Below are 24,950 nucleotides of genomic sequence, written 5' to 3'. Positions count from 1 at the left end.
GAGGAGAGAAGAGGCGACGATCCGCCCTACGTCAGACGGCGTCCGGCGCGAGATGTTTCCGTGCCACCCACGCGTCCGGCACGATGATCCACTCGTCGAACCCAGCCTGGTACGGAACGCTCTGCCCGGCCAGCCTCGGCGCGCGCGCCGGGTCGGACTGGGCGACGAGCAGCCACAGCGGGCTGCCGCCCTGCCGCGACTCCTCCGCGAGCCGGCCCAGGAGGTCGAACGCGTCGTAGCGGGCGAGTGCCGCCGTGTCGGTGAGGAGGAGGGGACCGCCGCCCGTGCCCGCCAGACGCTCGCGGAGGAGCGGCTCGACGCGCCCCCACGCCTTGTCCGTACGGACCCGCAACTGCTGATGGGGCCGCGTGCCCGCCTCGGCGGCGTCCGCCTTGAGGACAGTCTCCCAGGTCGGCTTGGCCGCCTCGGCGATCACGCCGCGCAACTCCGCCAGGAACAGTCCTGTCAGCGACACCACCGTCGCCCCGTAGGGCTGGCCCGCCAGCCGTCGTGCCGCCGCCTCCGCACCCTGGTGCGGCACGGTCAGGACCCGGAACCCGTCCTGCCGTGCCGAGTGCACGAGCCGCTGCTCTGCCTTCACCGCCGCCGCGACCGCCGCATCCGCGTCGTACCGCGTCGGCGCGGATCGCCGCGCCTCCGAGGCCGCGACGCCCCAACTCGCGGACGTCAGCCCGCCGGTGAACTCCCCGGCGGGCCGGTCCGGGACGAGCCGGAGGATCTTGTCGTAACGGGTCGCCAGTTTCAGCTCGAAACCGGCCTCCTTCAACAACCGCACCAGCGCACTGCCCGTCGGCAGCTCACGCGGCACCAGCGGATCCTCGCCCAACTCCGGGAACCGGGTCGTGACCCGCTTGTGCAGGGCGTCGATGGTGAGCCCCGGCTGACGCTCCTCCTCGACACCCGGCTGCACGGCGACCACACCGGCCTGAGTGATGCGCAGTGCACGTACGAGATCCAGATCGCGTGGATAGATTTCCAGGCGGGGTGTGAGCGCGGCCCCCGGGGAAGCCGCGACCGCGATCTCGGCCGTCCGCCGCTCGTCCCAGCCGAGCGCCCCCGGCGGCTGCCGGACCGCGGCCAGCTTGGTGAGGACCGTGCTTGCCGTCGGAAGGGACTCCAGGGCCGCCAGCTCGTCCGCGTGCGTGCCCAGCTTGAGCGCGTACTCCCGGAGGGCCGGCAGGGACGGGGTGTCCGCCCCGTCGTCACTGTCCTCTCCGTCGCGGACGTCGATGACGATAAGACCGAGCACCGGTTCGGCGCCCTTGGGCAGCCGGGCGTGGAAGTAGCGGAACCGTGGCGGCGTCTCCTCGTACTGCTCCCGGAACTGCTCTCGCTCCACCACGGCACGCAGCAGCGACAGTGCCAGCGCACGCCGGTCGCGCCGCTTGGCGACCTTGCTGCCCCGCTGGGCGAGCAGCGCATCGGCGAGTTCGAGCACCGGCACGACCCGGCCGCGCTCGGCGACCAGGTCGATCAGTTCGTCGCTCAGCAGCTTCAGCGCGGGATCGTTGTACCAGCGCTCGCGCGATTTCCTTACGATCTGGGGGATGCGGCCCAACGTCAGGCCAAGGGCCTTGGCGACGTCCGTCTGCCGGACCCAGGGCAGTCCCTCGGGCAGGTCACCGTTCTCATCGGGTAGCCGGAGCAGCAACCGGACGGCTTCGCGCTCCTTCGCGTTGGAACGGGCGTTGCCGCCCGACGAGCGCGGCACCAGGCGGGACGCCAGCGCGTCCAGGCTCAGCGCGCGCAGCACCTCCGGACCGGTGTCGCCGCCCGCCGCGACCGATTCGGCGACCGCCTCCTCCAGCTCGGTGACCTCCTCGCGGGCGGCCTTGAGCGCTTCCTTGCTCATCGGCGCCGGTGTCTTGCCGAGTCGCAGGTTCCACTGCTTCTGCCGGTTCTGGATCTCCGTGCGGGTCCGTGCGCCCATGCCCGGTGCGGTCAGGAACTTCCGCAACGAGTAGTCGAGGACGTCCCCCACGGTGTTCAGGCCCAGGTCGAACAGCTGGGACTGTGCGGCGAGGGTCAGGCCCGCCACCGACAGCGGCGTGGAACGGTCGGCCCGCTCCGCCTGCTCGTCGCGGATCTCCTCGGCCGAGGTGTCGTCGTCGCCCTGGCCGATCTGTGGCGCGGCGCTCTCTACCGCCACCACCTTGTTGCCGTGCCCGGAGCTCGGCGCTGTCGTCCGCTGGGCGTCCAGGAAGATCGCGTTCCAGGCGCGCTCCATCGGCTTCAGGTCCGGGAAGCGGTTCTTCACGTCCCGGGCCAGGGCCTTGCGGAAGAAGGCCACCAGGCCGTCCCGCACCGGGTCGTCGAAGGCGTCGGCGGCCAGCTGCGGGTACGGCCACTCCTTCGGATCGGTCTGCCGGGGCGTGACCGAGCCGTCGCCCCAGCGGGGCAGCTCGCGGGACGCCATCTCGTGCAGCGTGACAGCCAGCGCGTACCGCTCGGCGTGGCCGTCGTACGAACCGCGCGTGATGATCCCGACGAACGGGTCGAGATAACCCTCGGTGCCTGCCTCGATCTCCTTCGTGGGGTACCCGGCCAGCGAGAAGTCGATCAGCACGAGCTGGCGGGTGCCGTTGGGACGGATCCGGATCGCAATGTTGTCCGGCTTCAGATCCCTGTGCCAGATGCCCTCCGCCTCCAGATGCTCCACCGCGCCGAACAGGTATTTTCCGTACGTCTCCAATTGGTCCATGCGGAGGCGGCCGTAGTCCCGCAGCTGACGGGCGACAGTGTCCTCGCGTCTGCGCGCGGCCTTGCCCGAGCCCGTGCCCTCTGTGTCCAGTGCGCGGATGTCGCCCACGTACTCCAGGGCGAGCACCCTGCGGCCCCCGAGGGTCAGCGGCTCCCGCTCGTACAGCGCGATGATGCTGGAATCCCGGTGGATCCGGCCCAGGACATCGGCCTCCCGGTCGAGCACCGCGTGCTTGGCCTCGCTGAGCGCGACCTTGAGCACCGCGACCGGCAGGCTGCCGCTGCGACGGGGCTCACCGGCCAGGTCACGGACGAGGAACGCGCGCGACGTCGAGCCCGTACCGAGACGGCGCACGATTTCCCAGCGCCCGGCGAACACATCACCGGCCACGGCTTCCAGCGGGTCCTTCTCCGGCTCGGTCTGTTCCTCGCCGGTCTCAAGGGCTGCGGCGGCAGCAGGCTCTCCGCCTGAAGGCTCCTTCTCGGCGAACGTCTCCTCGACGAATTCCAGCATCTCCAGGAAGTCGTCGATTGTGGAGAGACGGCGGTTCGGCTCGTAAGCGGTGGACGCCTCCACCAGGTCGTCGATGTCAGGGTTGAGACCGTCCACCAGCGCGCTCGGGGCGAGCGTCTCACCCGCCTCCAAGCGGGACAGGACCTCGCTCTGGGTCGCACCCGGCGCCTGCCCGGTGACCAGGAGATACGTGAGAACACCGAGTCCGTACACATCGAGCCGGACCGGGTCCGCCTTCGGGATCCGCAGCTCGGGGGCAAGATACGGGTCGGCCTGCTGGGAGACGTGCAGACCGGACACATGGGAGGTGGCCAGCGTCAGCGGCTTGCCCTGGCTGGCGCTGTGCCCGGAAGCGATCTGCCAGTCCGCGATCTGCAACCGGGGGCTCATCCAGCGCTGCTCCTCACCCAGGTCGCGCCCGCGCGGACCGCGGTTGCGCGGGATCACGTGCACGGCGTGCGCCGACAGCGTGCGGTGATGGAGCCGATTGGAGTGCGCGGAGCGGAGCGTCTCGGCGAGCTGGCGGACCAGCGCGAGGCGGCCCGGCAGGCCGAGTCGCTCGCCGTGCTCCACCAGGTAGTCGTCGAGTCTGAGGGTCTCCGGGTGGTAGTCGAAGAGGATCGTCGGGCCTGCGGGATGCCCCGACGGCAGGTAGCTCTTCAGCTGGACGACGCCCGGGTGCCGGAACCGGCTGAGCACCGTGGCCTCGCGCGCGGCGGCCTTCTCCACCGAGGCGCGCTCGGTGTCCGAAGCACCCCGCTCGCTGAGGAAGACCCGCACCCGCGCCAGGTCGTGCAACTGGGTGTGACGTCCCAGATAGTCGGCCCAGGTGGGGCCGGAGTCGAACGACTTCGTCTCCAGGAGATACGACCCGACTTCGTGCTGCCGGCGGACGGACGCGATGCCGAGCTGCTTGAGGGCCGCGTCGACCTGGCGCGAGACCCCGGCGGTCACCTGCCCCCGGGCGCCCTCCGGCGGAACGGCGAGCATCTCGACCAGCTTCTTGATCTTGAAGACGCCATTCAGGTCGGCGCCTGTCAGGTTCACCTGGAACCTGTCGTCGGTGAAGCAGACCGCCTCGCCCACCCAGATCCTCGGCCGCCCGGGGCCCCGCCCCACGACGTTCCCGATCAGGCCAGCCAGCTCCTTGGCCTTCTGATTGGTCAGATGCAGCGGATTGCCGTGCCGGCGCTGGGTGCCGCCGGGGGTCGTCTGCACCCAGCTGTTGCCCCCGCCGCTCACCGACCCGTGCCAGTCCTTCAGCTCGACCAGAAACACACCGGCCGGCGCGGTGACCATGAGGTCGATCTCGCGGACGTGCCCACTGTTCGCCGTGAAGGTGAAGTTTGACCAGGCGCGCCAAGGCTCCTCGTTCGGCAGGAGCCTGCGGATCGCCTCAAGACCGCGGCGCTCGTGCTCGAACTCGGACTCGGTGACCGTCGTCCACCGGCCATCCTCCATGCGGCTCCTGCCCCGTCTCAGCTCATGTGCGTGTGTGCCGGTCGCATTCCTGCTGGTGCGACCCAGGCAACCCGGCTGAATTCCCTGGAAGAAATCCTAGACGGTGACACTGACACCAGGCGGCCCAGCAGCGACAGCGGCCATACGAGCGTGGGCGAGTGACCGGAACGCGGGCCCTGTGGTTCGTCCGAAGACGTACTGGTCGGAACGCACGACTCTCCGATACATATGAAGGATTGAGCGGGGGATCGGGGGGTTCAGTGCTGCTTGTCGTGGGATTACTGGGCATAGGCGGATGCGTGCTGGTGTCCCGTTGCGGTGGACCGACGCAGTACCACCGGCCGTGCCGCCGCAGGCGAAAAGGGCTATTCGCCCGTTGCCAGGATCACGGCTTCACGCTTGTCACGGTCACCGACCTGGCGGGACTCGCGCTGTTCGGCCTGGCCTTCGGAGTGTGGACGCTCTTCGGGGCAGCCGGCTGATGCGGCGTAGCCGCAGCCAAGGAGGGTGGGCCGCAATTCCTTGGTGGGTGTGGGGGCTCGGAGGCCTGGTAGGGCTCATCGGGTTGTGGCAGGTGGCCCAGCAATGGCCGGTGTGGACCGGGTTCGGGCTGGCTTCCGCAGCCGTCGGGCTGGCGCTGAAGCCGGGGCGATCGGCCTTGCTGGCGCGGGCCGGCCGCTCGGCGCTTGCCGCAGTACCCGTGCGCTATTCGCTGGCACATCTCGATTCACTGGACCCCACGGCGTTCGAACTGGCGGTCTGCTCCCTGCTGCGCAGGGACGGACTGGCTGCGCAGCATGTCGGCCGAGCCGGGGACAAGGGAGCTGACGTACTGGTCGTCGACGGGTCCCGGCGACGGGTGGTCGTGCAGTGCAAGCGGCTGCGACCGGACCGAAAGGTCGGAGACCAGGACGTCCAGCGGGTCAACGGAACCTACCGCCACGACCATGGTGCCGAGTTCGCTGTGATCGTCACCACCGGAGGGTTCACGACAGCCGCGAGAGTGGCCCGCGCTACGGGATCCATCTGGTCGACCGAGACGCGCTGGAGCGGTGGGCCGACCTGGGGGAGCCGTTGTACCGAATTCTCCGAATCCCCGATGAGCAGGCACGGAGCCGAAATCGAGGCCCCGGACCTTGGCTCGCAAGAAGATCGCCAGGGTGACACCGCGTCAGCGGACAGCACAACTCGCCGCATAGACCAATGAGTTACGACCGAGGAGGAGTATGACCGGCCAGATCGAGTCCGTACGGATTCAGGTGTCCGGGGCGGACCCGCGTCACGCGGAACTGGAGGCACGAGAACTCCGCGACGTTCTGCGCCGGTTGGACGACACCGAGGTGCGCTTCGCCCCACCGGAAGCAGCACACGACGCGGAGGGCACGAAGGGGCCCGCGCTGCTGACCCCGGAGGTCGTGCTCGTTCTCACGGGAGGATCCTTCACGCTGACGGGGACCGCTATCAAAGCGTGGGTCGCCGTCCGCAAGAGCCGCAAGGTGCGCGTCCTGCACCCGGACGGCACGGTCACGGAGTTCCAGGGCGGCGTCTCCGGGCGCGAGATCAGGAAGCTGCGGGACGGTGGCAGCAACGGCAGTTCGGGCCCCGGTCCCGGAGCCGGGCGGTGAGCCGAAAGCATGCCCTGCTCGTGGGTACCGCCACCCACCAGGACGTGAGCTTCCCCGCCCTGCCTTCGGTGCGCGCGGACATTCACTTCCTGGGCCAGGTGCTGGAGATGCCCGCCGTCGGAGGGTACGAGAAGTGCTTTCGGGTCGAGGACTCGCCGAAAGTGGCGGTCAAGCAGGCCATCGAGGCATTCCTTGGCGCGCGGGAACCCGATGAACTGGCGGTGGTCTACCTCAGCGGCCACGGGGCGTACGACCGCGAGGACGGTCAGCTCTACTTCGTCACCACGGACACCGAGGCCGGCCGGGAGCGGCAGACAGCCCTCGAAGCAGCCTTTGTCATCGACCAGTTGGAGAAGTGCGCGGCCCGCCGAAAGGTGCTGCTGCTCGACTGCTGTTTCAGCGGCAGCGCGGTGCAGGGTTTCCGCAGCAAGGGGGCACCCGCGACGGCCGCCACGCCGGTGGTCGAAGCCGGAGGGGTACACGTCATCACCGCCTCCCAGCACTGGGAGAAGGCGTTCACCACGGATGCCGACCAGCCTTCGCAGTTCACCCGGGCGATCGTCGAAGGCCTGCACTCGGGACGAGCGGACCTGGACGGTGACGGGCAGATCTCCGCGAACGACCTGTTCCGTCACATCAGTCGGGATCTGCAGAAGGCCCCGGACGGCCGTCGGCAGACGCCGACCCAGTCCGCCCTGTCCGTGACCGGCGACATCTATCTCGCGCGCGCCGCCGCCGGCCGTCAGATCCCCGCGCTCAAGCCACTGCCCGCCGAGCTCACCGCAGTGACAGACCCCGCAGGGGACAAGTCGCCGGCACCGGTCGAGCCCACCGAGGCGGCACACGACGACTCCGCCTTCACCGAGACCGAATGGGCCCGGCTGCTGGTCTACTACCAGCAATGCCTGGAGGTGGAGGGCCGTACCGGCGAACTGCTGCCGCTGGCGGGGAGCGACCCGCCGCGAACGGTCTGGCCATCCGGGGAGGAACTCCTTCTCTCCGGCACGGAATCCAGTGTGCAGGCACCACAGCGCGTCGTGGACCTCGCCGAACAGGCGCAGAAAGACGGCGCCGATCTCTGGTACGGATATCCCGTCGCCGTGCTGTACGACGGCACGCGACAGGTGTGCGCACCGCTCGCCATGCGCCGGATCGAAGTCGAACGCGGACCACAGGGACGGAGCGTCGTCACGCCTTCCGGACCGATCGTCCTCCACCCCGAACTCGTCCTGAACCGGCTGGGCAAGGATGAAGGCCGGGAACTGCTCACCGTCTACCAGCCCAACTGGCGGCCGGGATTCCGTGAGGACATGATCCGCGACCTGCGCAGTCTGTTGCAAGAACTCGGGCTGCCCGACACCGAACACCTCGACCCCGGGGCACTCGGCGACGGCAGCTCGCTGCGCGCGGCACACGAGGGCGCCCGCAATGTGGCGGTCGTCTATGCGGCCCGGTCGGACAGTGCGGCCACAGCGCAGCTGATGAAGGACTACACGACGCTGCAGCGGAGCATCGGGCAGTTCCCGGACACGGCACTTGGAGCGTTCACCGCACAGGGCGAAACGGATCCGGGCGCCAAACAGGACGTGCAGATCGTCGCGCCACTGGAACTCAACGAAGGACAGGAAGCCGTCATCCGGGCCGCCATGGTCCGCAGGCTCACGGTCGCCACCGGACCACCCGGCACAGGCAAGAGCCAGCTCATCGTCAACACGGTAGCCACCGCCAGGGCGGCCGGACAGACCGTGCTCGTCGCCTCCACCAACAACAAGGCGGTGGACGAGGTCTGGCAGCGGTGCGAGGAACTCACCCCCGGGCTTCTCGTGCGGACAGGCGCGCAGTCAGTCGTCGACAAGGAGGTGAGCACACTGGAGGAACTCGCTCGCAGCGTCCGGTCCCGGCAGTCCTCCCAGACGTACCGGGGCGAACTCCGGAACCATCTCCGGACACAGGAGTCGTTGCGGCACCAGCTCGCGGAGATCGCCCGCCGGGAGCGGGAACTCGCCGACCTCGGGCGGTTGCGTTCCGCCTATGCGGAGAAGCGCCACCAGGACCCCCAGACACTCGCCACCGTGCTGGGCGACGATGTCTCCCTGGGTCGGTGGCTGCGCCGGGCCCGTACGGCCGCCCGTCTCGGGATCTTCGGGGGATGGCTGCGCGGCCGGTGCGTGCGCAGGCTCGACCCTGTGCCGGTCCAGGTCGCGGATCGTCAGGACTTCGCCGAATTGCTGATGTTCGCCGAAGCGGAAGCCGACTGGCGGCGGATGCGCACCGCAGCCGAAGCGGCGCTCGACGACGCCCAGCTCCACGCCACGCTCCAGGATGCCGACCGACGAGTCCGTGAGGCCGCGACAGCATTGCTGCAATCGTCGGTGGCGGAGCAGGCGATGACCGCCCGCGCTGCCATCCACGAGCGCATCGAGGCGGTGCGGGCACGATCACCGAGGCAGTGGTCGACCCTGGACCGCATTCTGCCGCAGGTCTCGGGCTGGGCCGTCACCGCGCGGTCCGCACGGCGGTTCCGGGACCGGGCCGCCCTCTTCGACCTGGTCATCGTTGACGAAGCCAGTCAGTGCTCCGCACCGGATGTGCTGCCGCTGCTCTTCCGCGCCCGGCGTGCCCTGGTGATCGGCGACCCCATGCAGCTGCAGCACATCACCACACTGCAGCCACGCCAAGAGGCGGAGGCGCACCGGGGAGCAGGACTGCGGGCGAGCTGGCTCGACGAGCACCGGCTCGAGCACCGCCGCTACTCCTCCTTCCATGCGGCTGCCCATGCGGCAGGGGAGACGCTGCTGCTCGACGAACACTTCCGCTGCCACCCCGACATCGTCGGCATCGCGAACCGGCACTGCTATGGCGGCCGGCTGACCGTCCTCACCGACCCCCGGTCGCTGCGGCGCATCGAGGGAGTTGACGCCGTGCAGTGGCTCGACGTGAAGGGAACGGCGCGCAGGGGCCACCAGGGATCGTGGCTGAACCAGGACGAGGCCGACCGCGTTCATCTCTCGGTGGAGCGCCTGCTCAAGCGGCTTCCGCACGGCTCCACCGTAGGCGTCGTCACTCCCTTCCGGGCCCAGAAGGAACTGATCGCCGACCGCTGGCAGCACGAGCCACGGGTCAGGGTCGGCACGGTGCACACCTTCCAGGGAGGTCAGCAGGATGTGATCCTCCTGTCCCTCGTCGCGTCCGACCGGATGCGTCCGAGCGCGGTCAACTGGCTCTCCCACGAGGTCAACCTCTGGAACGTGGCCATCACACGGGCTCGTTCACATCTCATCGTGTTCGGCGACCGCGACTTCTGGTCGGTCCGACCCGGCATGCCGCACGCACTTCTCGACGCGGCAGAGGCGAAGGACGGCCTCCCTTCGCTCGGCGTTCACCCGGAACATTCCGACGAAGACGTCGGTGACCGGCTGCAGTACCTGCTGACGGACAAGATTCCGGGAGTCCTGATCGACCGAAATGCCTCGGTGGACGGCTATCCCTACGACTTCGACGTCCGCCGCAGCTCAAAGAGCGTTCAGATCCGACTCGACCACGGTGCGTCCACCGGCGCAGAGGCCGCACGGCACCTGAGATTGGCACTCGGCCGAACGGCCCTGCTGCCCAACGGCGTGCGAATCCCTGCCTGGCAGGTGTGGGACGGGCGGACGGAACGGGTGGTGGGCCGGCTCGACAATTGAAAATGCGCAGGGAGGGACTGGCAGCGCTGGCGAACGGACCGGGATGAGCGCGAAGCGCGATACGACTGCGACGGCCGAAGCCTGTCCCTATCATCGGACCGGGGGATCTCGGTGTCCCGGCCCGCACGCCGGAGACCGCTGCGTCGGCATGCCGTACGAGCTTCTCCGACGACCGGTTTCCTTTCATTCCGCCAGGAGTTCACCGTGCCGTACACGGCAGAGATCAGCCGCTCGAACCCGACGAGCATCATCTTCCTCGTTGACCAGTCGACCTCCATGAGCGATCCCATCGGTGGTGAAGTACCGCAACAGAAGGCCGATGTCGTCGCCGATGCCATCAACCGCCTGCTCACCGAACTCTCCGTCAAGTGCGCCAAGGAAGAGGGCGTACGCGACTACTTCCACGTCGCGGTCATCGGTTACGGAGCCACCGTGGGCTCGGCGCTCGCGGGGCCGCTCGAAGGACGGGACCTCGTCCCCCTGAGCGAGGTGGCGGACAACCCTGCCCGCATCGACGAGCGGAGCAAGAAGGTCCCTGACGGTGCCGGCGGCCTGGCGGAGACCACCGTCAACTTTCCTCTGTGGATGGATCCGGTCGCCCATGGCGGGACCCCGATGAACCGTGCGTTGCAGTACGCGGAGGGACTCGTCGCCGGCTGGACCGAGCGGTATCCGGCCGGATTCCCGCCCATCGTCATCAACCTGACGGACGGCGAGTCGACCGACGGCGACCCCACCGCGGCCGCAGAGGCCGTCACCTCCCATGCCACAGCTGACGGCGCGGCGTTGCTGTTCAACCTGCATGTGTCCGCAGCAGGCGGCACACCGACCGCGTTCCCCGACTCGGCGGACAGCCTTCCGGACAGCTACGCCCGAACCTTGTTCGGCATGTCCAGCCCGTTGCCGAGCCACATGCGCTCGTACGCGGCCTCGCAGGGGCAGCGGGTCAGCGAGACCACTCGCGGTTTCGTCTACAACGCCGACATCACCACGGTCGTCCAGTTCCTCGACATCGGTACCCGGGCCACCGAACTGCGGTGACGACTTCCACTTCCTGCGTGTACGTCACGCACCTGGTGGCCCCCAAGAAAGGAAGCACGGCAGCGGAATGTGAGGACGCCGTCGCCGTGCTTCCCGGGCATCCGCACGATCACATGCTGCGGGAGCCATTTGCGGTAGGTGTCTGCGACGGAGCCACGGAAAGCGCATTGGCCAAGGACTGGGCCAGGCTGCTGTCCCGCGTCGCGGCCGAACATGCCATGGCGCTGCCGGACGCGCTGGCGGGCGGAACCGCCTTCGAGCAGTTCGCAGCAGCCGTGGTGGACCGGTGGGATCCCTGGCTGGCCGACTACACACTGGCTCGCCAGGCTCAAGGGCGTCCACTGAAGTGGTACGAGCACACCAAACTTGCGGAGGGTGCCTACGCGACGCTGCTCACGGTGCGCGTCGACCCAGAGAGCGGTGCCCACGACGACGCAGCGGCACCGTCCTGGCGGTGGCGTGCCGCTGCGCTGGGGGACAGCTGCCTGTTCCATTTGCGCGACAACCAGCTGATACAAACGTTCCCAGTGTCGGCCGTCGAGGAATTCGGCACCACTCCCGATCTCTTCGGCAGCCGCAACCGTGACGCCGCGCTCCTTGCCGACCGCACGAGATTCACTGGAGGGGACTGTCGCCCGGGAGACCGCCTGCTCCTGATGACGGATGCCCTGGCTGCTTGGCTCATGTCGGCTCCGGACCAGGCCGACGCCGTCGGCCAGCTCCTCGAGTACGCCGGGCCCGACGATCTGGACGATTTCAACAACTGGCTGAACGGGCTACGGGACAGCCGGCAGTTGCGCAACGACGACGTGGCATTCGTACGGATCGATTTCGAGGGACGGTGAACATGGGCCCGGCCACCGGTTCGCAGCGCCGGTTCCCCAGCGGCGCCGAGTACGCGGAAGCCCTGCAGCACACCCAGCTGTGCTTCCATCATCCGGAACTCAAGGGAGCCCGGCCCGAGCTGACCGGACTCGGCCTGCCGCGCCCCATCTCCGGCGCCTTCGCCAGTGTCTTCTCCCTGACCTCGCCCTCATCCGGCCGCCGGTACGCGGTCAAATGCTTCACCCGTCACGTCCCGGACCAGGAACGCCGGTACGAGGCCATCAGCTCCCAACTCGCCCTGCTCGATCCGGCGGAACTCTCCCAACCGTGGAACCTCGGCTTCGAGTACCTTCCCGATGCCATAAGCGTCGGGCGGGAACGCTACCCGGTGCTCAAGATGGAGTGGGCCGAGGCTGTCACCCTGTCCTCCTGGCTCGACGAAAACCATGCAGACCGGATCGCCGTCGACCGCCTGGCCGACCGGTTCGAGGAACTGACCCGGGACCTGGCGGACCACCAGATCGCCCACGGCGATCTGCAGCACGGCAACCTGCTCGTGGCGAGCGACGACACCTTGCGGCTGGTCGACTACGACGGCATGTACGTTCCGGCACTGGACGGTATGGGCGGGACCGAGCGAGGGCACCGGAACTATCAGTCGCCCCTGCGGGGGAACGACGACTTCGGAGTGGAGCTTGACCGGTTCTCCGCCTGGGTCATCCTCCTCTCGTTGAAAGCGATCGCCTCCGAACCGGCCCTGTGGTCCCGGTTGCACGAGCCCAGCGGCGAGTTCCTCCTGCTCACCGAGGACGATTTCACGAGTCCGGCCGGGTCTGCACGACTGCAGACACTGCTCACTCATCCCGACCGTATGGTGAGCGGACTCGCCGACCAGGTGCGGACCCTGGCCTGCCAGCCCCTGGACATGCTGCCGCCGCTCACCATGGCCCTGCCCAGGCAGCGGCCGGCCGCAACGGTGATCACGGACACCACTGCTCACACCGGGGCTGCCGCCCCGGGTACGGGCGGTCTGCCCGGCTGGATGGCGGGACACGTCGCCTCTGCGGCGTCGCCGACGCAGCCCGCGCCCTCGGTCGCCTCGCCGGACAGATTCCAGGTCAGGACGCCACTGGACGTCGCCGTAGCTGTCGTCTGGCCCCTGATGCTGGCAGTGACTGCACTGGCTCTTGTCGTGGGCCTCACGACGGTCCCGTTCGGTCCGGCAGTCCCGGTGCTGGCCGTTGCCGTGTTCTCGGTGTTCGGGCGGGCCCGACGCACGGAGCGGGCTCAGATACGGGCCGTCCTCTCCGGGCTCACAGCAGAACTGGACCAGCTCGACGACCCGGTCAAGGCCGAGGGGAAGCTACGCAAGGACCGGGCGAAGTTCGACGCCGCAGAGGCGAAGCGCACTGCGGACCACCCGCGAGCACAGAGCAAGCTCACCGCGAGCTACCACGGCGAGCTCCAACAGATCGAGAAGCGCCGGGTCCGTAAGCGGCAGGAGCTGGACAAGAGGATCGCTGGGCTTTCGGAGGAACGAGGGAAGGCCCTGAGAACGGCGCTTGCGGCCCGGCAGTCCGCCTACGTGCGGGACCGGCTCGGGCGACAGCTGATCGCCCGGAATCCGCCGTACGGCATCGGACCGAAACTGGCCGCGCGGCTCGCGGCAGCGGGAGTCCGTACCGCAGCCGACTTCACCGGATACCGAACCGTGCACAATGCGCACTACAACAGCGTCGGTGCCGAACTGGTGCTCAGCAACGGCCGCCGTATCGACGTCCCGGGTATCGGTGAGGCCAAGGCCATCGCGCTCGATGTCTGGCGCAGGCAACTGGTCGCCGCTGCCGAAGCCGGTCAGCCCACCGCGCTCACCGCACAGGAACGACAGTCGATCGACCAGGGCATCGAGGTCCGGCGCACCCTCCTCACCGCTGAGCTCCGCTCCGTGGACGCGGCAGCTGAAGCCTCACGGATGAAGGCACAGAAGGAGATGGAGGAGGGCCAGGCGCAGCTCACCCGGGAGAACACCCTGGCAGGCGACCGGGCCCGCCGACAGCGGCAGGAGTTCAGCCGGCGCGCGGTCATGCTCCAACGGAACAGTGCGCGCCATGCGGCACTGAGCTCTGCTGCCGAGATTGCGGAGGCACACCGGCGCAGGCTGTCCCTCGTGCGCTACCTGCTATTCCTCTACACCGGTCGCTGAACCGCGCCCCTGAAAGGCGTGATGTCGCATCCACGGCCGACCTCGTGCTGCATACGGTCGAAGGCGCGCATCGCTCCGTACGCGGGATCGCGGTGGCGCAGACCATGGAGGAGCGCACAGTGCTGTGCGCCAGGTTGGCCGGGTGGGAGGTGGAGAAGCCGAGGCCCTGGCCTGGGGCGGTGGACGATGCCGTGGGTCCGGACCGTGTAGCTGCCCTCGAGGGCCAGCCCGCAGGGGAGTCCCAGGTCGAAGGTTTCGGTGAAGAGCCGCCGGTGATGATAGGGCCCGGCCATGTTCTGCAGCCGGGGTCAGAGCGGGCAAGCAGGTCGCCGTCAAGGTAGCGGACGTGGTCTTCGTACAGGCCGGTGTTCAGGACGATGCGGTACGTGCCGAGGCCCAGAGTCGCGTCCGAGAGGGCGAACGTACGCGGGCCGGAACAGGCGAGGTGCAGGGGGAGGATCACGGTGCCGCTGGTGAGGACGGTCAGTCGGACGGTCGGTCGGCAGCTGATTGAGGTCGGGACCCGGCCGGGACGTCGGACCTCGGCCTGCCGGACTCCGCGCTGCTCTCCCGCATGGATGGTCCTGGACGGCGCGTGTTCATGGGGCCACGATAGGACGGTGGGGGACTGGGGCGCAGAGGTGCGACGTACGGAGCCTGGACCCGCGGCGCTCGTTTGACGCTCGCCCCCTTCGAGGCATGTCAGGGGATGCTGTGATGCGGTCTGACCTGCAGTTTCCCAAGGTGCCCTCAGATCGGACGTCTTTCCGATGACGCATCACGTGGAGTGCGTGGCGATTTTGGAGCCGGTGAAGAAGGGCGACTGACCTGCGGATTCGGGTCGCTTTCGGCCCTGTCCTCGGCCGGACAGCGACCCGCACCACCACCGCCACGGTGCTGCATACGGAAGAGCCGCCACGGCGCGGCGGGTGGACCCTACGAGGGCCAGACCCGATCGGTCAGCCTTGTGGCAAATGCGGGCTCATCTTGATGTCGGGCCGGCAACAGGGTGCATAGGGATACCGAGCGGCGGAGTCATATGCTGGGCCGGGCGAGGCAGGCGCAGCTCGTGCTGTGACCATGCTCTCTGTAACCGGGTGGCCTTACTTCGGCGGGGGCTCCCGATGAACTCTCGGAGGTCGACCGGTGATCACTCTGACCGCAGTCGGAGGAGTGGCCCTCATCGAACTGGGCATGGCGTTGACTCCCGGGCCGAACATGATTCACCTCGCCTCCCGGGCGATCACCCAAGGCCGCAGGGCGGGTCTGGTGAGCCTCGGTGGGACCGCCGTGGGATTCGTGTGCTACCTGCTGGCCGCGGCTGCGGGCCTGTCCGCGTTGTTCGCCGCGGTGCCGGTGGCATTCACGGTGGTCAAGCTGACCGGGGCCGCCTATCTGGCGTACCTCGCCTGGGACATGCTCAAGCCCGGGGGGCGTTCGCCCTTCGCCCCGGCCCAGGACCTGCCTCCGGTTTCCGACGCCCGCCTGTTCTCGATGGGGTTGCTGACCAACCTGCTCAACCCCAAGATCGCTCTCATGTATGCCGCACTACTGCCCCAGTTCCTGGACGCGCAGGCCGGCCCGGCCTGGGGGCAACTGCTTCAGCTCGGTGCCGTGCAGATCATCGTGGGAGTCTCTGTGAACGCGCTGATCATGCTGGGCGCGGCGCGCATGTCGAAGTTTCTGGCCACCCGCCCCCGCGTCCTGACCGCCCAGCGGTTCACGGCAGGCGGCCTGCTCGGCGCTTTCGCGCTGCACACCGCACTGTCCCGCACCGCTGCCTCCACCTGAGCCGGCCCCTCGTCGCTCTCGGGGAGACGCGATGTCGGCTACTTCTTGGGCACACTCCTGGGTGGCTTCGCGGCGGACTGGGCCGGCCGGCGCAGCACCTGCCACGGCCTGGTCGCGGTCCTTCGGACAGCCCGGTTCGTTTTGCCGGTTCCGCCTTCTCCGGGACCCAGTTCGCTTACGGGAGCATCGCTCTCTTCGGTGTCTCCACCCGAGCTGCACGTCGCGGCCGGTACGGCGACGCTCGCCTCCGCGTCCGACATCGGCGGCTCGACCCGTATCCCCGACACCGGCCCGGCACGCGACGCCATCCCCTCGTCCTGCGGGGGCCCGCCGCTGACGGGTCGAGCTTTCGCGGTCCCGTCAACGTGAAGCGTGTCCTCTGTGGGGTGTGTCGGCCGTGCGGTCGCCGACGCGGGCGGCGGGAAGAGGTGCCCGCGCTGTCTCGCGTCGTAGTGCGCGGGCGATGGCGTGCGCTTCGATGCCCGCCTGACGGAGGACGCCCGTCAGGGGGTTGGTGTATCCGGCGAAGTAGAGGCGCGCGACTTCGGGGTGGGTCTGTGCCCCTACGGCGAGGGGGCGCCCGGCCTGGTCGAGTACGCCCAGGGAGCCGACCAGGTCGTGCAGGCCGGGTCGATAGCCGGTTGCCGCGATGACCGTGTCGGGTCGCAGCCGTGTGCCGTCGGCCAGTACCACCTCGGGGCCTTCGAACGCCTGGACGGCCGCGACCGGCTCGACCCGCCCGGACCGGACGGCGTCGGCGAAGCCGTGGTCGAGCACCGGGTTGACCCCGTCACGGATATTGCGGGTGTACAGGCCCGTGCGGGGCCGGGGCAGCCCTCGGGAGGTCAGGTCGGGCACCGCGAGACGTTGCGTGAGCAGGGAGGTGCGATCGCGCCACGTGAGGGGGAGGGCCTCCGTCAGCCGGCCGGCCGCGTGCCATCGGGCGCTGGAGCGGGGCAGGATGTTGGGCGGGGTACGGACCGCGATCTGTACCCGCCCCGCTCCGGCCCCGGCCAGGACACTCGCGATCTCGGTACCGCTGTTGCCTGCGCCGACCACCAGGACATGCTGTCCGCTGTAGGGGGCTGGAGAGCGGTAGTGCGCCGAATGCAGCAGGGTGCCGGTGAAGCGCGAACTCCCGGGCCACTGGGGGAGGTTCGGGGTGTGGCAGCGGCCGGTGGCCACCACCACCGCGTCCGCGGGCACCGGACCGTCGGGGGTGCGGACCAGCCACCGGGCGCCCGCAGCGGCCTCGCCCCGTTCGATGCGTTGCACCGGGGTGCTCACCCGGACATCGAGTCGATGATGGCTGACGTACTCCTCCAGGTATCGCACATAGTCGTCCCGGCTCACCCAGGGGCCCGCCCGGCGCGGCACCGGCAGGCCGGGGAGTTTTGAGGTGCCGGGGGTGGTGTGCAGTCTCAGGTGGTCGTAGCGCTGCGCCCAGCTCGCCCCGACTCGGTCCGACCGTTCCACAACCACGGCCGGTACTCCGGAGCGGCGCAGTAGCGCGGCGACCGCCAGGCCGTGGGGACCGGCTCCGATCACGATCGTGGGAGCGTGGACGTCTGGTTGTGGTGTCGAGAGCATCGGCCTCTACAACGGCAGACCGCGGCTCACGTCACGTTCGACGGGAAGGCATGAGCCGCTGGAGGGCGATGCCCTGTTGGCCGGAACAGCGGGTGGCCGCCGTTACACCGGCGGTACGGACTCGTTGCACACCGGGCAGCAGCACGCCTGCCCTGCCCGGGGGCCGCTCAGGGCCCGCACCCCTTCGGCCGAGCGCGGCCGAGCGGCCATGAGCCAAAGAGGCGAGGGGACATGAGCCCGCGCGGCCCGGCCTCCGCGGTGGACTCGGAGGCGGCTCGCTGCACCTGTCCGATCTTTCGAGGGGCTCATGTGCAGGCAGTGACGACGCGCCACCACCTTCCGCGGTTGCGGATCAGCGGAGTCTGCAAGGCATACGGCGGCAGGCAGGTCCTGCGCGACGTCGACCTCGATGTGCCCGCCGGGAAGCTGGTGGGAGTCGTCGGTGAGAACGGGGCGGGCAAGAGCACTCTGCTGCGGATCGCCGTGGGACACCTCGCGCCCGACCGCGGAACGGTGACACGGGCCGGGGCGGTGGGGTACTGCCCGCAACGAGCGGTGCTGAACGACGCGTTCACCGTCGGACAGCATCTGCGGTTGTTCCAGATGGCCTACCGACTGCCTACGCAAGAACGCGTCGCCGAGCTGATGGAGCTGCTGGCACTGACCGGCTGTCGGCGACAACAAGTCGGTGAACTCAGCGGGGGGACGCGGCAGAAGCTGAACCTGCTGGTCGCTCTCATGCACGATCCGCAGCTGCTGGTCCTGGACGAGCCCTACCAGGGCTTCGACTGGGACACGCATCAGCGGTTCTGGACTCTGGCCGCCTGTCTGCGTGATCAGGGCCGTTCGATCATCGTGGTGTCGCACCTGCTGCACGACCGGCGCCACTTCGACTCGATCGCCCACCTGCGCCAGGGCCGTCTGCACTTCGAGGAGACCGACCGTTGAGGCTCACCTGGACGGCATTCACCGAACTGCTGCGCTGCACTCTGCTGGGCAACCTGCGCAACCGGCTGGCGCTGGCGCTGGCGGTCGCGTTCATCCCGCTCTGGATCGCCGTGGCACGCCTGTGCACCTCCGACGCGGTGGTGCGCATCCCGCTCGACGCCATCAGCGCCTCCGTCCCCGTCCCGGCGAGCCGGGTGGCCCAGGTGGCCAGCGCGCTGGGCGCCGTCACCATCGTCGCGGGCTTCGTCACCTTCACGGAGACCTTCCAGTCCCGGCAGATGGACCGCCGTCTGCTGCTGGCCGGCTACCCCCGGCTCCCGATGCTGCTGGCCAAACTCGCCGCCGTCGCCCTCACCGCCGCCCTGCTGGCCCTCTACACCACGACGCTGCTGTGGGTCTCCCTGCCCGTGCGCCACGCGGTCCCCCTGGGACTGGCCCTCGCAGGCGCGGGCCTCGCCTACGGCGGCATCGGCCTTCTGCTCGGCTCTCTGGTCCGCGGCGAGCTGGAGGGTTTCTTCATCATCATCATGCTCAGTCTGGTCGACACCGGTCTGCAGAACCCCGTCTTCAACACCCTCATGGATGTGGCAGGCGTGTCCGCCCTCCCTCTGTACGGCGTGAACCAGCTGGCGCTGAGCTCAGCCCTCACCCCGCACCTCCCCTGGTCCCACGGCCTGCTCTCCCTCGCCTGGTCCGCGGCGACCGGCGCCCTGGCCCTGCTCGTCCTCCACACCCACCGCCCTTCCCGCGCCCCGGTGTTCCGCAGGACGGGATCCGGGCAGGTGATCGCTGCCGTGCTGCGACGACCGCCTGCAGGCGCGGGCTGCTCGTCGGAGGAAGGACGCGGCTGTGGCACGGGCTGTGCAGGGTTCCATCCGGCCGGATGAGGCTCAGGAGTTGAGCATGCAGCCGTGCGCCGGCGGGGAACTGAGCGCGGCGGCTGTCAGCGGCGTCGGGTGTTCACCGGACCAGAGCCGCCGCGAGTTCCCGTGGGCGGGCGGCGAACGGGCTGTGGCTGCCCGGCAGGGTATGGACGGTGAACGGCTCGCCCGGCAGGGCCAGGTCCGCCTCCGCGATCATCAGATCCTGCGTGGCCGGCGGTAGCGCCCGGTCGTCCGCGCAGCGCAGGAAGGTACGCGGGATTCGGCCCCATCGTGCCGCGGTCAGGGGGACGGGGGTCGTCGGGACGGCCAGTGGCAGATCGGGGCTCAGCGCGGAGCGCCAGCGGTCGAAGCGGTCGGCGGGTGTGTCGTGGTAGTGGGTCCGGCGCAGCTCCTCGACGTAGGCGGGGTCCGGCGAGAGCGGGTCGATGCGTACGGCGCCCAGCTCCCCGGGATCGCCGAGGTTGAGGCTCTGCCCGCCCGCGGTCGCGTTCTCGGGCGCGTTCAGGTAGTCGAAGAACCGGGGGCGGCCGGCGGGGACGAACGCGGAGAGGTAGACGACGCGGTCCACCAGCTCGGGCGCGCGTTCCGCGGCCAGTGAGGCAGGGCCGCCGCCCGCACTGTGCGCGACGAGCACGACACGGCCGTAGCGGCGGACCCGGCGCAGTGTGTCCAGGACGGCGTCGGCGCAGTCGTCCATCGTCACCCCGGCGAGTCGCGACCTCTCGGTCAGCAGGCCGGGGCGGCCGGGCAGCAGGTATCCGCTGGGCAGGGGAGCGCCGAAGCCGTGCCCGGGCAGGTCGACGGCGACGCTCGCGGTACCGAGACCGGCGAGCGCCCGTTGCGTCGCCGCCCACTGCCACGATCCGTGCCAGGCGCCGTGGACCAGGACGAAGACGGTGTCGTTCGGATCGGGGTTCACGCTGTTCGAAGAGGGGTGCATGACCCTCATCCCAGAGGTGAAATGGTGTTCGATCCAGTGCAAGATATGGAAAGCCGAGTGGCGATACTTTGTGTATATGGAGGGGGCGGCCATGGAAGCACGGCATCTGCGGTACGCGCTCGCCCTCGCCGAGCACGGACACTTCGGGCGCGCGGCCCGCGCGCTCGGCATCGCGCAGCCTCCGCTCTCCAAACAGATCGCCGACCTGGAGCGCGAGATCGGGGCCCGGCTGTTCGACCGGACGCGCCAGGGCGTCTTCCCGACCCACGCGGGTGAGGCGTTCCTCGCCCGGGCGCGGCGGGCGCTCGACGAGATGGCGGCGGCCACGGTCGACGCCGGCCGGGCGGCACGCGGCGAGACGGGCCGGCTGCGGCTGGGGTTCATCGCCTCCGCGCTGCTCGACCCGCTCCCGGACGTCCTCGGCCGGTTCGGCCGCGAGCGGCCCGGGGTACGGCTGGAGCTGCACGAGATGGCGTCCCGCCGCAGCACCGCCGCTCTCGTCGCCGGAGAACTGGACGTGGCCGTCACCCTCGGACCGCCCCAGGGCGCCGGGGCCGAGCATCTGGTCTCCGCCCCGGTCGGGCACGACCATCTGATCGCCGTGGTGGGCAGCGCGCACCCCTATGCCGGACAGGCGTCGGTGAGCGTGGACCAGCTACGACGACAGCCGCTGATCGTGGCCGCCGGGGAGGACGAACCCGCCGTCGCCGCCGGGCTGCGCGTCCTGCTGGGCGAGGACGCCGCCGCGCTGGAGGGTGCCACCGTGGCCCGGGACGTGCACACGATCATGGGCCTGGCGGCCTGCGGGGCCGGCGTGGGTCTCGGGCCCTCTCGCATGCGGTCGGCTCAGCGGCCGGGGATCCGGTTCTGCGAGGTGACCCCGGAGACGGCGCTGCCCGACCTGGTCCTGTCCTTCGCCGACGGGGACCGCTCCCCGGCGCTGGGCGCCTTCCTCGACACCGTCCGCGGAAACTGCCCTGACGTCGGCGCCGCACTCGATGTGCGGCTGGGCCCCGCATGAGTACCGCACCCGGTGGATGCTCAGGGCCGTGATGCTCGTTCCGCGGCGCCTTCGGAGCAGGGTCGGGCCGGCCCGTCCGGCGTCGGCCGTTCACGTCGACCGACGGCTGTCCTACACGCCGATGATCAGGCGGCTGACGTCACCGGCCCCGGCGGGTGACGCCGCGCAGGCGCCGCCCTCGTACTCCCATGTCTCGTCCGGGCCGAGTGGCCGGTCGGGCGTCGAGGCCGCGTGCCCGGCGTGGTCCGCGGCGATGAGCGCGCTCGCGGTCAGCGGCGGACCGTCGTAGGCGGAGGCGGCGGTCATCAGGCGGGCGGCCGCCTCGGTACCGGTCTCGGGCGGGATGATGAGCAGGTCCCAGCGTCCGGTGCCGTAGGAGAGCAGCAGCAGCTTGTGCGGGTCGATCTCCGGCGTGAACCAGCCGACCTTGACGACATGGCCGTGGACGGGCACCTTGCGCGGGATGACCGGCCAGTGCTCGGGGTTGACGGCGACGCGGGTGATGCGGCCCCATACGGGGTCCAACACGGCGGTCAGCGCGGGGAGTTCACGCAGCAGGTCGCGCGAGCGCGGCCACCAGGCGCCGTCCAGGAGACCACGGGAGGGGCCGTCCGGCTTCAGTACGAGCCGGGCGGGGAGGTCGGTGACGGGTGCGGGTCGCGGCAGGGTTGCTTCGAAGGTCGCGGTCATGATGCGGACCCGTCTCCGGGCCGTCCCTGAGGGTGCGGCCCGGGTTTTGTCTCTCTCCGAGGACGACCCGGCGTGGAAGCCGGTGTGCGAAATGCCCTCGGTCTCTTCACCGTACTCCTTCGGTCATCTGGCTGAGGCGGCCGTGGTGTTGGGGGACCAGACATACGGGCGTCGGGACCGTCGGGGGGGGGCTCGGGCCGGTCTCGCCACCCAGCCGGGCAACAGGGACGGCTCGTCGATCGCTCGCAGCACGGAGACTCCTCGGCCCGCCGACCGGCATGAGGGCACTCGCCCGTGCGACTCTCCTGCCGCCTCTTGCCGCCTCTTGCCGCCTCCGGGCGTCGTCCGGTGGGGCCGGCCGCCACCCATCGCCCGGAAAGCGCCGGGCTGCCCCGAGCGGCAGGAGTAGGCTGGCTTCATCGAGGGCATGTCGTACGCCGGTGACTGAGCCGGCCTCGTCCTCGCCGGGTGATGAAGAGCGGGCCGCTGAAGGTCCGGGTCAGGTTCGGCCTATGACGTCCGAGACCTCACGCGGGGCGCCCCGCACACCGTCGGCCCGCCCCGTTCCCGGCTCGGCTCCCGCGCACCGCCCGATTCGGGGCACGACCGCCTGACGGTCCTGCCGCCCCACGGGCCCTGAGCTGGCCGGTCCAAGCTCCCCCGTTTCTCCGCCCGTGCCACGCGCATCCGGTCTCACCGATGCCGTACGCACTCATTGTCCAAAAGGCGCAGCCCAAGACCCCGGCCGCACTGTCGTCACCGAGGTCAAGGACGGCGTCGCATGTCGCTCCCCATTTTCCGCCTCCCGTGCGCCGCCCCTGGCTGCCGGCCCGTCCCGCCGGCGTCTCGCTCGCCGCGGTACCCGTCGTGCTCCACACCGGCATGGGCCTCGGCATCACGGTCGACCTCCACCGCGGCCCGATCCCGTACGGCCGCTGCGCACCTCGCGCGCGGTGGTCAGGGCCGAACGCACCGGCAGCGAGCGGCTGTTCCCGGGGGCCACGGGCCCGGCCGTCCTCCTCCCGCATGGCACCACGCCGACCCCGTCCGCGTCCGGCACGGCGTGGACCGCCGCCGAGCGGATCCGCCCGTCGTCGTGTTCCGCCGCCTAGCACGCCTCGGCCCGGGCGCGCACCGCCCCACATCGGACCGTATCGCCGCCCGCCCGCGCACGAGTCGGGGCGATCGCACCCCCTCCAGGAGTCACCATGACACTCGCCCCGCCGCCCCCGCTCTCCTCCTCGTCCGCCCTCCGTCTGCGCCTGGTGCCCCAGCCGGCCCAGGGCCGCATGCCCCGGCGCATCGACGGCGTCTGGTGGCCCCGCTCGTCCGATCTGGCATCCGAACTGCCCAAGCTGCTGGGCGGATTGCCGCACATCTGGGGTCAGGTCACCAGCGTCCTCGTGGACGAGGACGTGTGGTCCCCGTTCCCGGGCCGGCTGCTCGTCGCCAACCAGGTGGTCCGCCTGCGCCGAACGACCACCCAGCGCTCCCCGTCCACCGCCTGCCTGCTGGCGCCCGGCCGCGGCCGGTGGGACCTGCTGGTGGTGTCGCCCACCGCAACGGACGCGGAGGCCGGGCTCCTCATGGAGAGCATGGCCATCACTCCGCAGGACAGCATGGGGCCCGGAGCCGTACTCCACTGACGGCCGACGGCCGTGGCGGGCAGGTGCTCTGCGGTCGCGCTGCCGGACCTCGGACTTCGTGGTTCTCCTCGGAGCCGCGGCCGCCCGAGCCTCGGCAGCAGGCCCTGTTCCCGGCCGCGTCGCGGGCGCCGGGCCGGGAGTCCCTCCCGAGCCGTGTGCCACCCGGGCCGTGTGCCACCCGGGCCGTTCGGGTCCGGGCCGTCATCCACGTAAGGAATGTGAGAACCATGGGTGTTCTGATCACCGTGCTGGCTGTGTGCGCCGTGGCCGGGCTGGTCCTGCTCGCGCTCGCCGTGCGCAACGTCCAGCAGTACGAGAAAGGCGTGGTGTTCCGCTTCGGACGGTTGCTGCCGGACATCCGCGGGCCGGGCCTGCGGGTCATCCGGCCGATCGGGGACCGGATGCGGAAGGTCTCCGTACAGACCGAGGTACTCGGCATCCCGCCGCAGGGGTCCATCACGGCCGACAACGTGACCCTCACCGTCGACGCGGTCGTCTACTTCAAGGTCATCGACCCGGTCAAGGCTCTGGTGAACGTGCGGGATTATCGGGCCGCCGTCTCCCAGATCGCCCAGACGTCGCTCCGTTCGGTCATCGGCAGGGCGGACCTGGACACGTTGCTCTCCGACCGTGACCACATCAACGCGGAGCTCAAGAAGGTGATGGACGCCCCCACCGAGGAGCCTTGGGGGCTGCGCATCGAGCGCGTCGAGATCAAGGACATCGCCCTTCCGGAGTCGATGATGCGCTCGATGTCGAAGCAGGCCGAGGCCGAGCGGGAGCGTCGGGCCAGGGTCATCGCGGCCGACGGAGAGTTCCAGGCGTCCCAGCGGCTGACCGATGCCGCCGCGACCATGGCCGACACGCCCGGGGCGCTCCAACTGCGCCTGTTGCAGACCGTGGTGGACGTCTCCGCCGAGAAGAACAGCACCCTTGTGATGCCGTTCCCCGTGGAGATGCTCCGCTTCTTCGAGCACCAGAGCAGGGACAGCGGCGGCGAGTCCGACGAACGGCTCGCGCGCCGGAGCGACAGGCAGGCCGTGCTCTCCGCGGAGGCGGTGACACAGAAGCCCGTCACCTCCGCGCCCGCGCTCGCCCGGTCGGTCTCCGTGCCCGGTGAGTCGGCCGGCAGCCGGGCGGAGGTGGCCCGGGGCCGACGGGACAACTGGCCGACGCGACGGGACGCCGAGGAGGCCCTGGGCGGCTGATCGATCCGGGCCGCCCGGGACGACGCGACCGTCTCGGTCGGCCCGGACCGCAGAGCACTGAGCTGCGCATCGCGAACGGCCGCCGCCGGACACGGGCGGACAACGGCGTACGGCGCGGGCAACGGCGTACGGCGCGGGTTCCCTCCGTGCCCGGGC

The 24,950-nt window shown here is 70.1% G+C and carries 17 protein-coding genes; 13 read left to right on the top strand and 4 right to left on the bottom strand.

Annotated features, from left to right (window positions below):
- Positions 1-31: 31 nt before the first annotated feature.
- Positions 32-4,696, bottom strand: coding sequence for a BREX system serine/threonine kinase PglW (gene pglW, locus ACZ45E_RS05585; RefSeq protein ID WP_468216883.1), 4,665 nt, complete (start codon positions 4,694-4,696; stop codon positions 32-34).
- Between the two features lie 574 nt (positions 4,697-5,270).
- On the opposite strand from pglW, the gene ACZ45E_RS05580 reads away from it, so the two are divergent.
- The 8 genes from ACZ45E_RS05580 to ACZ45E_RS05545 all read left to right on the top strand — a co-directional run bounded on the left by ACZ45E_RS05580 (position 5,271) and on the right by ACZ45E_RS05545 (position 16,236).
- Complete coding sequence (locus ACZ45E_RS05580; protein ID WP_468216881.1) at positions 5,271-5,903, top strand: restriction endonuclease; 633 nt, start codon at positions 5,271-5,273, stop codon at positions 5,901-5,903.
- Positions 5,904-5,922: 19 nt separating this feature from the next.
- A complete protein-coding gene (locus ACZ45E_RS05575; RefSeq protein ID WP_468216879.1) occupies positions 5,923-6,321 on the top strand; it encodes an effector-associated constant component EACC1 in 399 nt (132 codons plus the stop codon).
- On the top strand, positions 6,318-10,007 hold the full coding sequence (locus ACZ45E_RS05570; RefSeq protein ID WP_468216876.1) for a caspase, EACC1-associated type: 3,690 nt from the start codon (positions 6,318-6,320) through the stop codon (positions 10,005-10,007). The genes ACZ45E_RS05575 and ACZ45E_RS05570 overlap by 4 nt, the downstream gene beginning before the upstream one ends.
- Positions 10,008-10,211: 204 nt before the next feature.
- Entirely contained in the window at positions 10,212-11,048 is an 837-nt protein-coding gene (locus tag ACZ45E_RS05565) for a vWA domain-containing protein (RefSeq protein ID WP_468216874.1), read from the top strand.
- A 17-nt stretch (positions 11,049-11,065) separates the two neighbouring features.
- Entirely contained in the window at positions 11,066-11,893 is an 828-nt protein-coding gene (locus ACZ45E_RS05560) for a hypothetical protein (RefSeq protein WP_468216871.1), read from the top strand.
- Between the two features lie 2 nt (positions 11,894-11,895).
- Complete coding sequence (locus ACZ45E_RS05555) at positions 11,896-14,076, top strand: hypothetical protein (RefSeq protein ID WP_468216869.1); 2,181 nt, start codon at positions 11,896-11,898, stop codon at positions 14,074-14,076.
- A gap of 1,146 nt (positions 14,077-15,222) precedes the next feature.
- Entirely contained in the window at positions 15,223-15,867 is a 645-nt protein-coding gene (locus tag ACZ45E_RS05550; protein WP_468216867.1) for a LysE family translocator, read from the top strand.
- 198 nt (positions 15,868-16,065) lie between these two features.
- Positions 16,066-16,236 (top strand): hypothetical protein, encoded by a 171-nt coding sequence (locus ACZ45E_RS05545; protein WP_468216864.1) that lies wholly within the window; start codon positions 16,066-16,068, stop codon positions 16,234-16,236.
- Here ACZ45E_RS05545 and ACZ45E_RS05540 read toward each other — a convergent pair.
- A complete protein-coding gene (locus tag ACZ45E_RS05540; RefSeq protein ID WP_468216862.1) occupies positions 16,228-17,415 on the bottom strand; it encodes a flavin-containing monooxygenase in 1,188 nt (395 codons plus the stop codon). The genes ACZ45E_RS05545 and ACZ45E_RS05540 overlap by 9 nt on opposite strands.
- Before the next feature lie 351 nt (positions 17,416-17,766).
- Here ACZ45E_RS05540 and ACZ45E_RS05535 point away from each other — a divergent pair, with 351 nt between their 5' ends.
- Positions 17,767-18,405, top strand: coding sequence for an ABC transporter ATP-binding protein (locus ACZ45E_RS05535; protein ID WP_468216860.1), 639 nt, complete (start codon positions 17,767-17,769; stop codon positions 18,403-18,405).
- Positions 18,402-19,292, top strand: coding sequence for a hypothetical protein (locus tag ACZ45E_RS05530; RefSeq protein ID WP_468216858.1), 891 nt, complete (start codon positions 18,402-18,404; stop codon positions 19,290-19,292). Before ACZ45E_RS05535 ends, ACZ45E_RS05530 begins: the two co-directional genes overlap by 4 nt.
- Positions 19,293-19,365: 73 nt before the next feature.
- Here ACZ45E_RS05530 and ACZ45E_RS05525 read toward each other — a convergent pair whose 3' ends face one another.
- A complete protein-coding gene (locus ACZ45E_RS05525; protein WP_468216856.1) occupies positions 19,366-20,229 on the bottom strand; it encodes an alpha/beta fold hydrolase in 864 nt (287 codons plus the stop codon).
- Positions 20,230-20,320: 91 nt separating this feature from the next.
- On the opposite strand from ACZ45E_RS05525, the gene ACZ45E_RS05520 reads away from it, so the two are divergent.
- The gene (locus tag ACZ45E_RS05520; protein WP_468216854.1) at positions 20,321-21,250 is read left to right on the top strand and encodes a LysR family transcriptional regulator; all 930 of its coding nucleotides are present in this window, start codon (positions 20,321-20,323) and stop codon (positions 21,248-21,250) included.
- Between the two features lie 111 nt (positions 21,251-21,361).
- Here ACZ45E_RS05520 and ACZ45E_RS05515 read toward each other — a convergent pair whose 3' ends face one another.
- Entirely contained in the window at positions 21,362-21,940 is a 579-nt protein-coding gene (locus tag ACZ45E_RS05515; protein WP_468216851.1) for a DUF5994 family protein, read from the bottom strand.
- A gap of 1,208 nt (positions 21,941-23,148) precedes the next feature.
- Between ACZ45E_RS05515 and ACZ45E_RS05510 the strand changes: the two genes are divergently transcribed.
- Positions 23,149-23,586: a DUF5994 family protein gene (locus tag ACZ45E_RS05510; protein ID WP_468216849.1), complete on the top strand. Its 438-nt coding sequence runs from the start codon at positions 23,149-23,151 to the stop codon at positions 23,584-23,586.
- Positions 23,587-23,813: 227 nt separating this feature from the next.
- Positions 23,814-24,794, top strand: a complete 981-nt coding sequence (locus ACZ45E_RS05505) for a slipin family protein (protein ID WP_468216847.1) — start codon at positions 23,814-23,816, stop codon at positions 24,792-24,794.
- Positions 24,795-24,950: the final 156 nt, after the last annotated feature.

This window comes from Streptomyces sp. NPDC030991, from assembly GCF_055571235.1.
The sequence above is the reverse complement of the archived record's forward strand: the minus strand, read 5'-3'. Positions and strand labels throughout refer to the sequence as shown.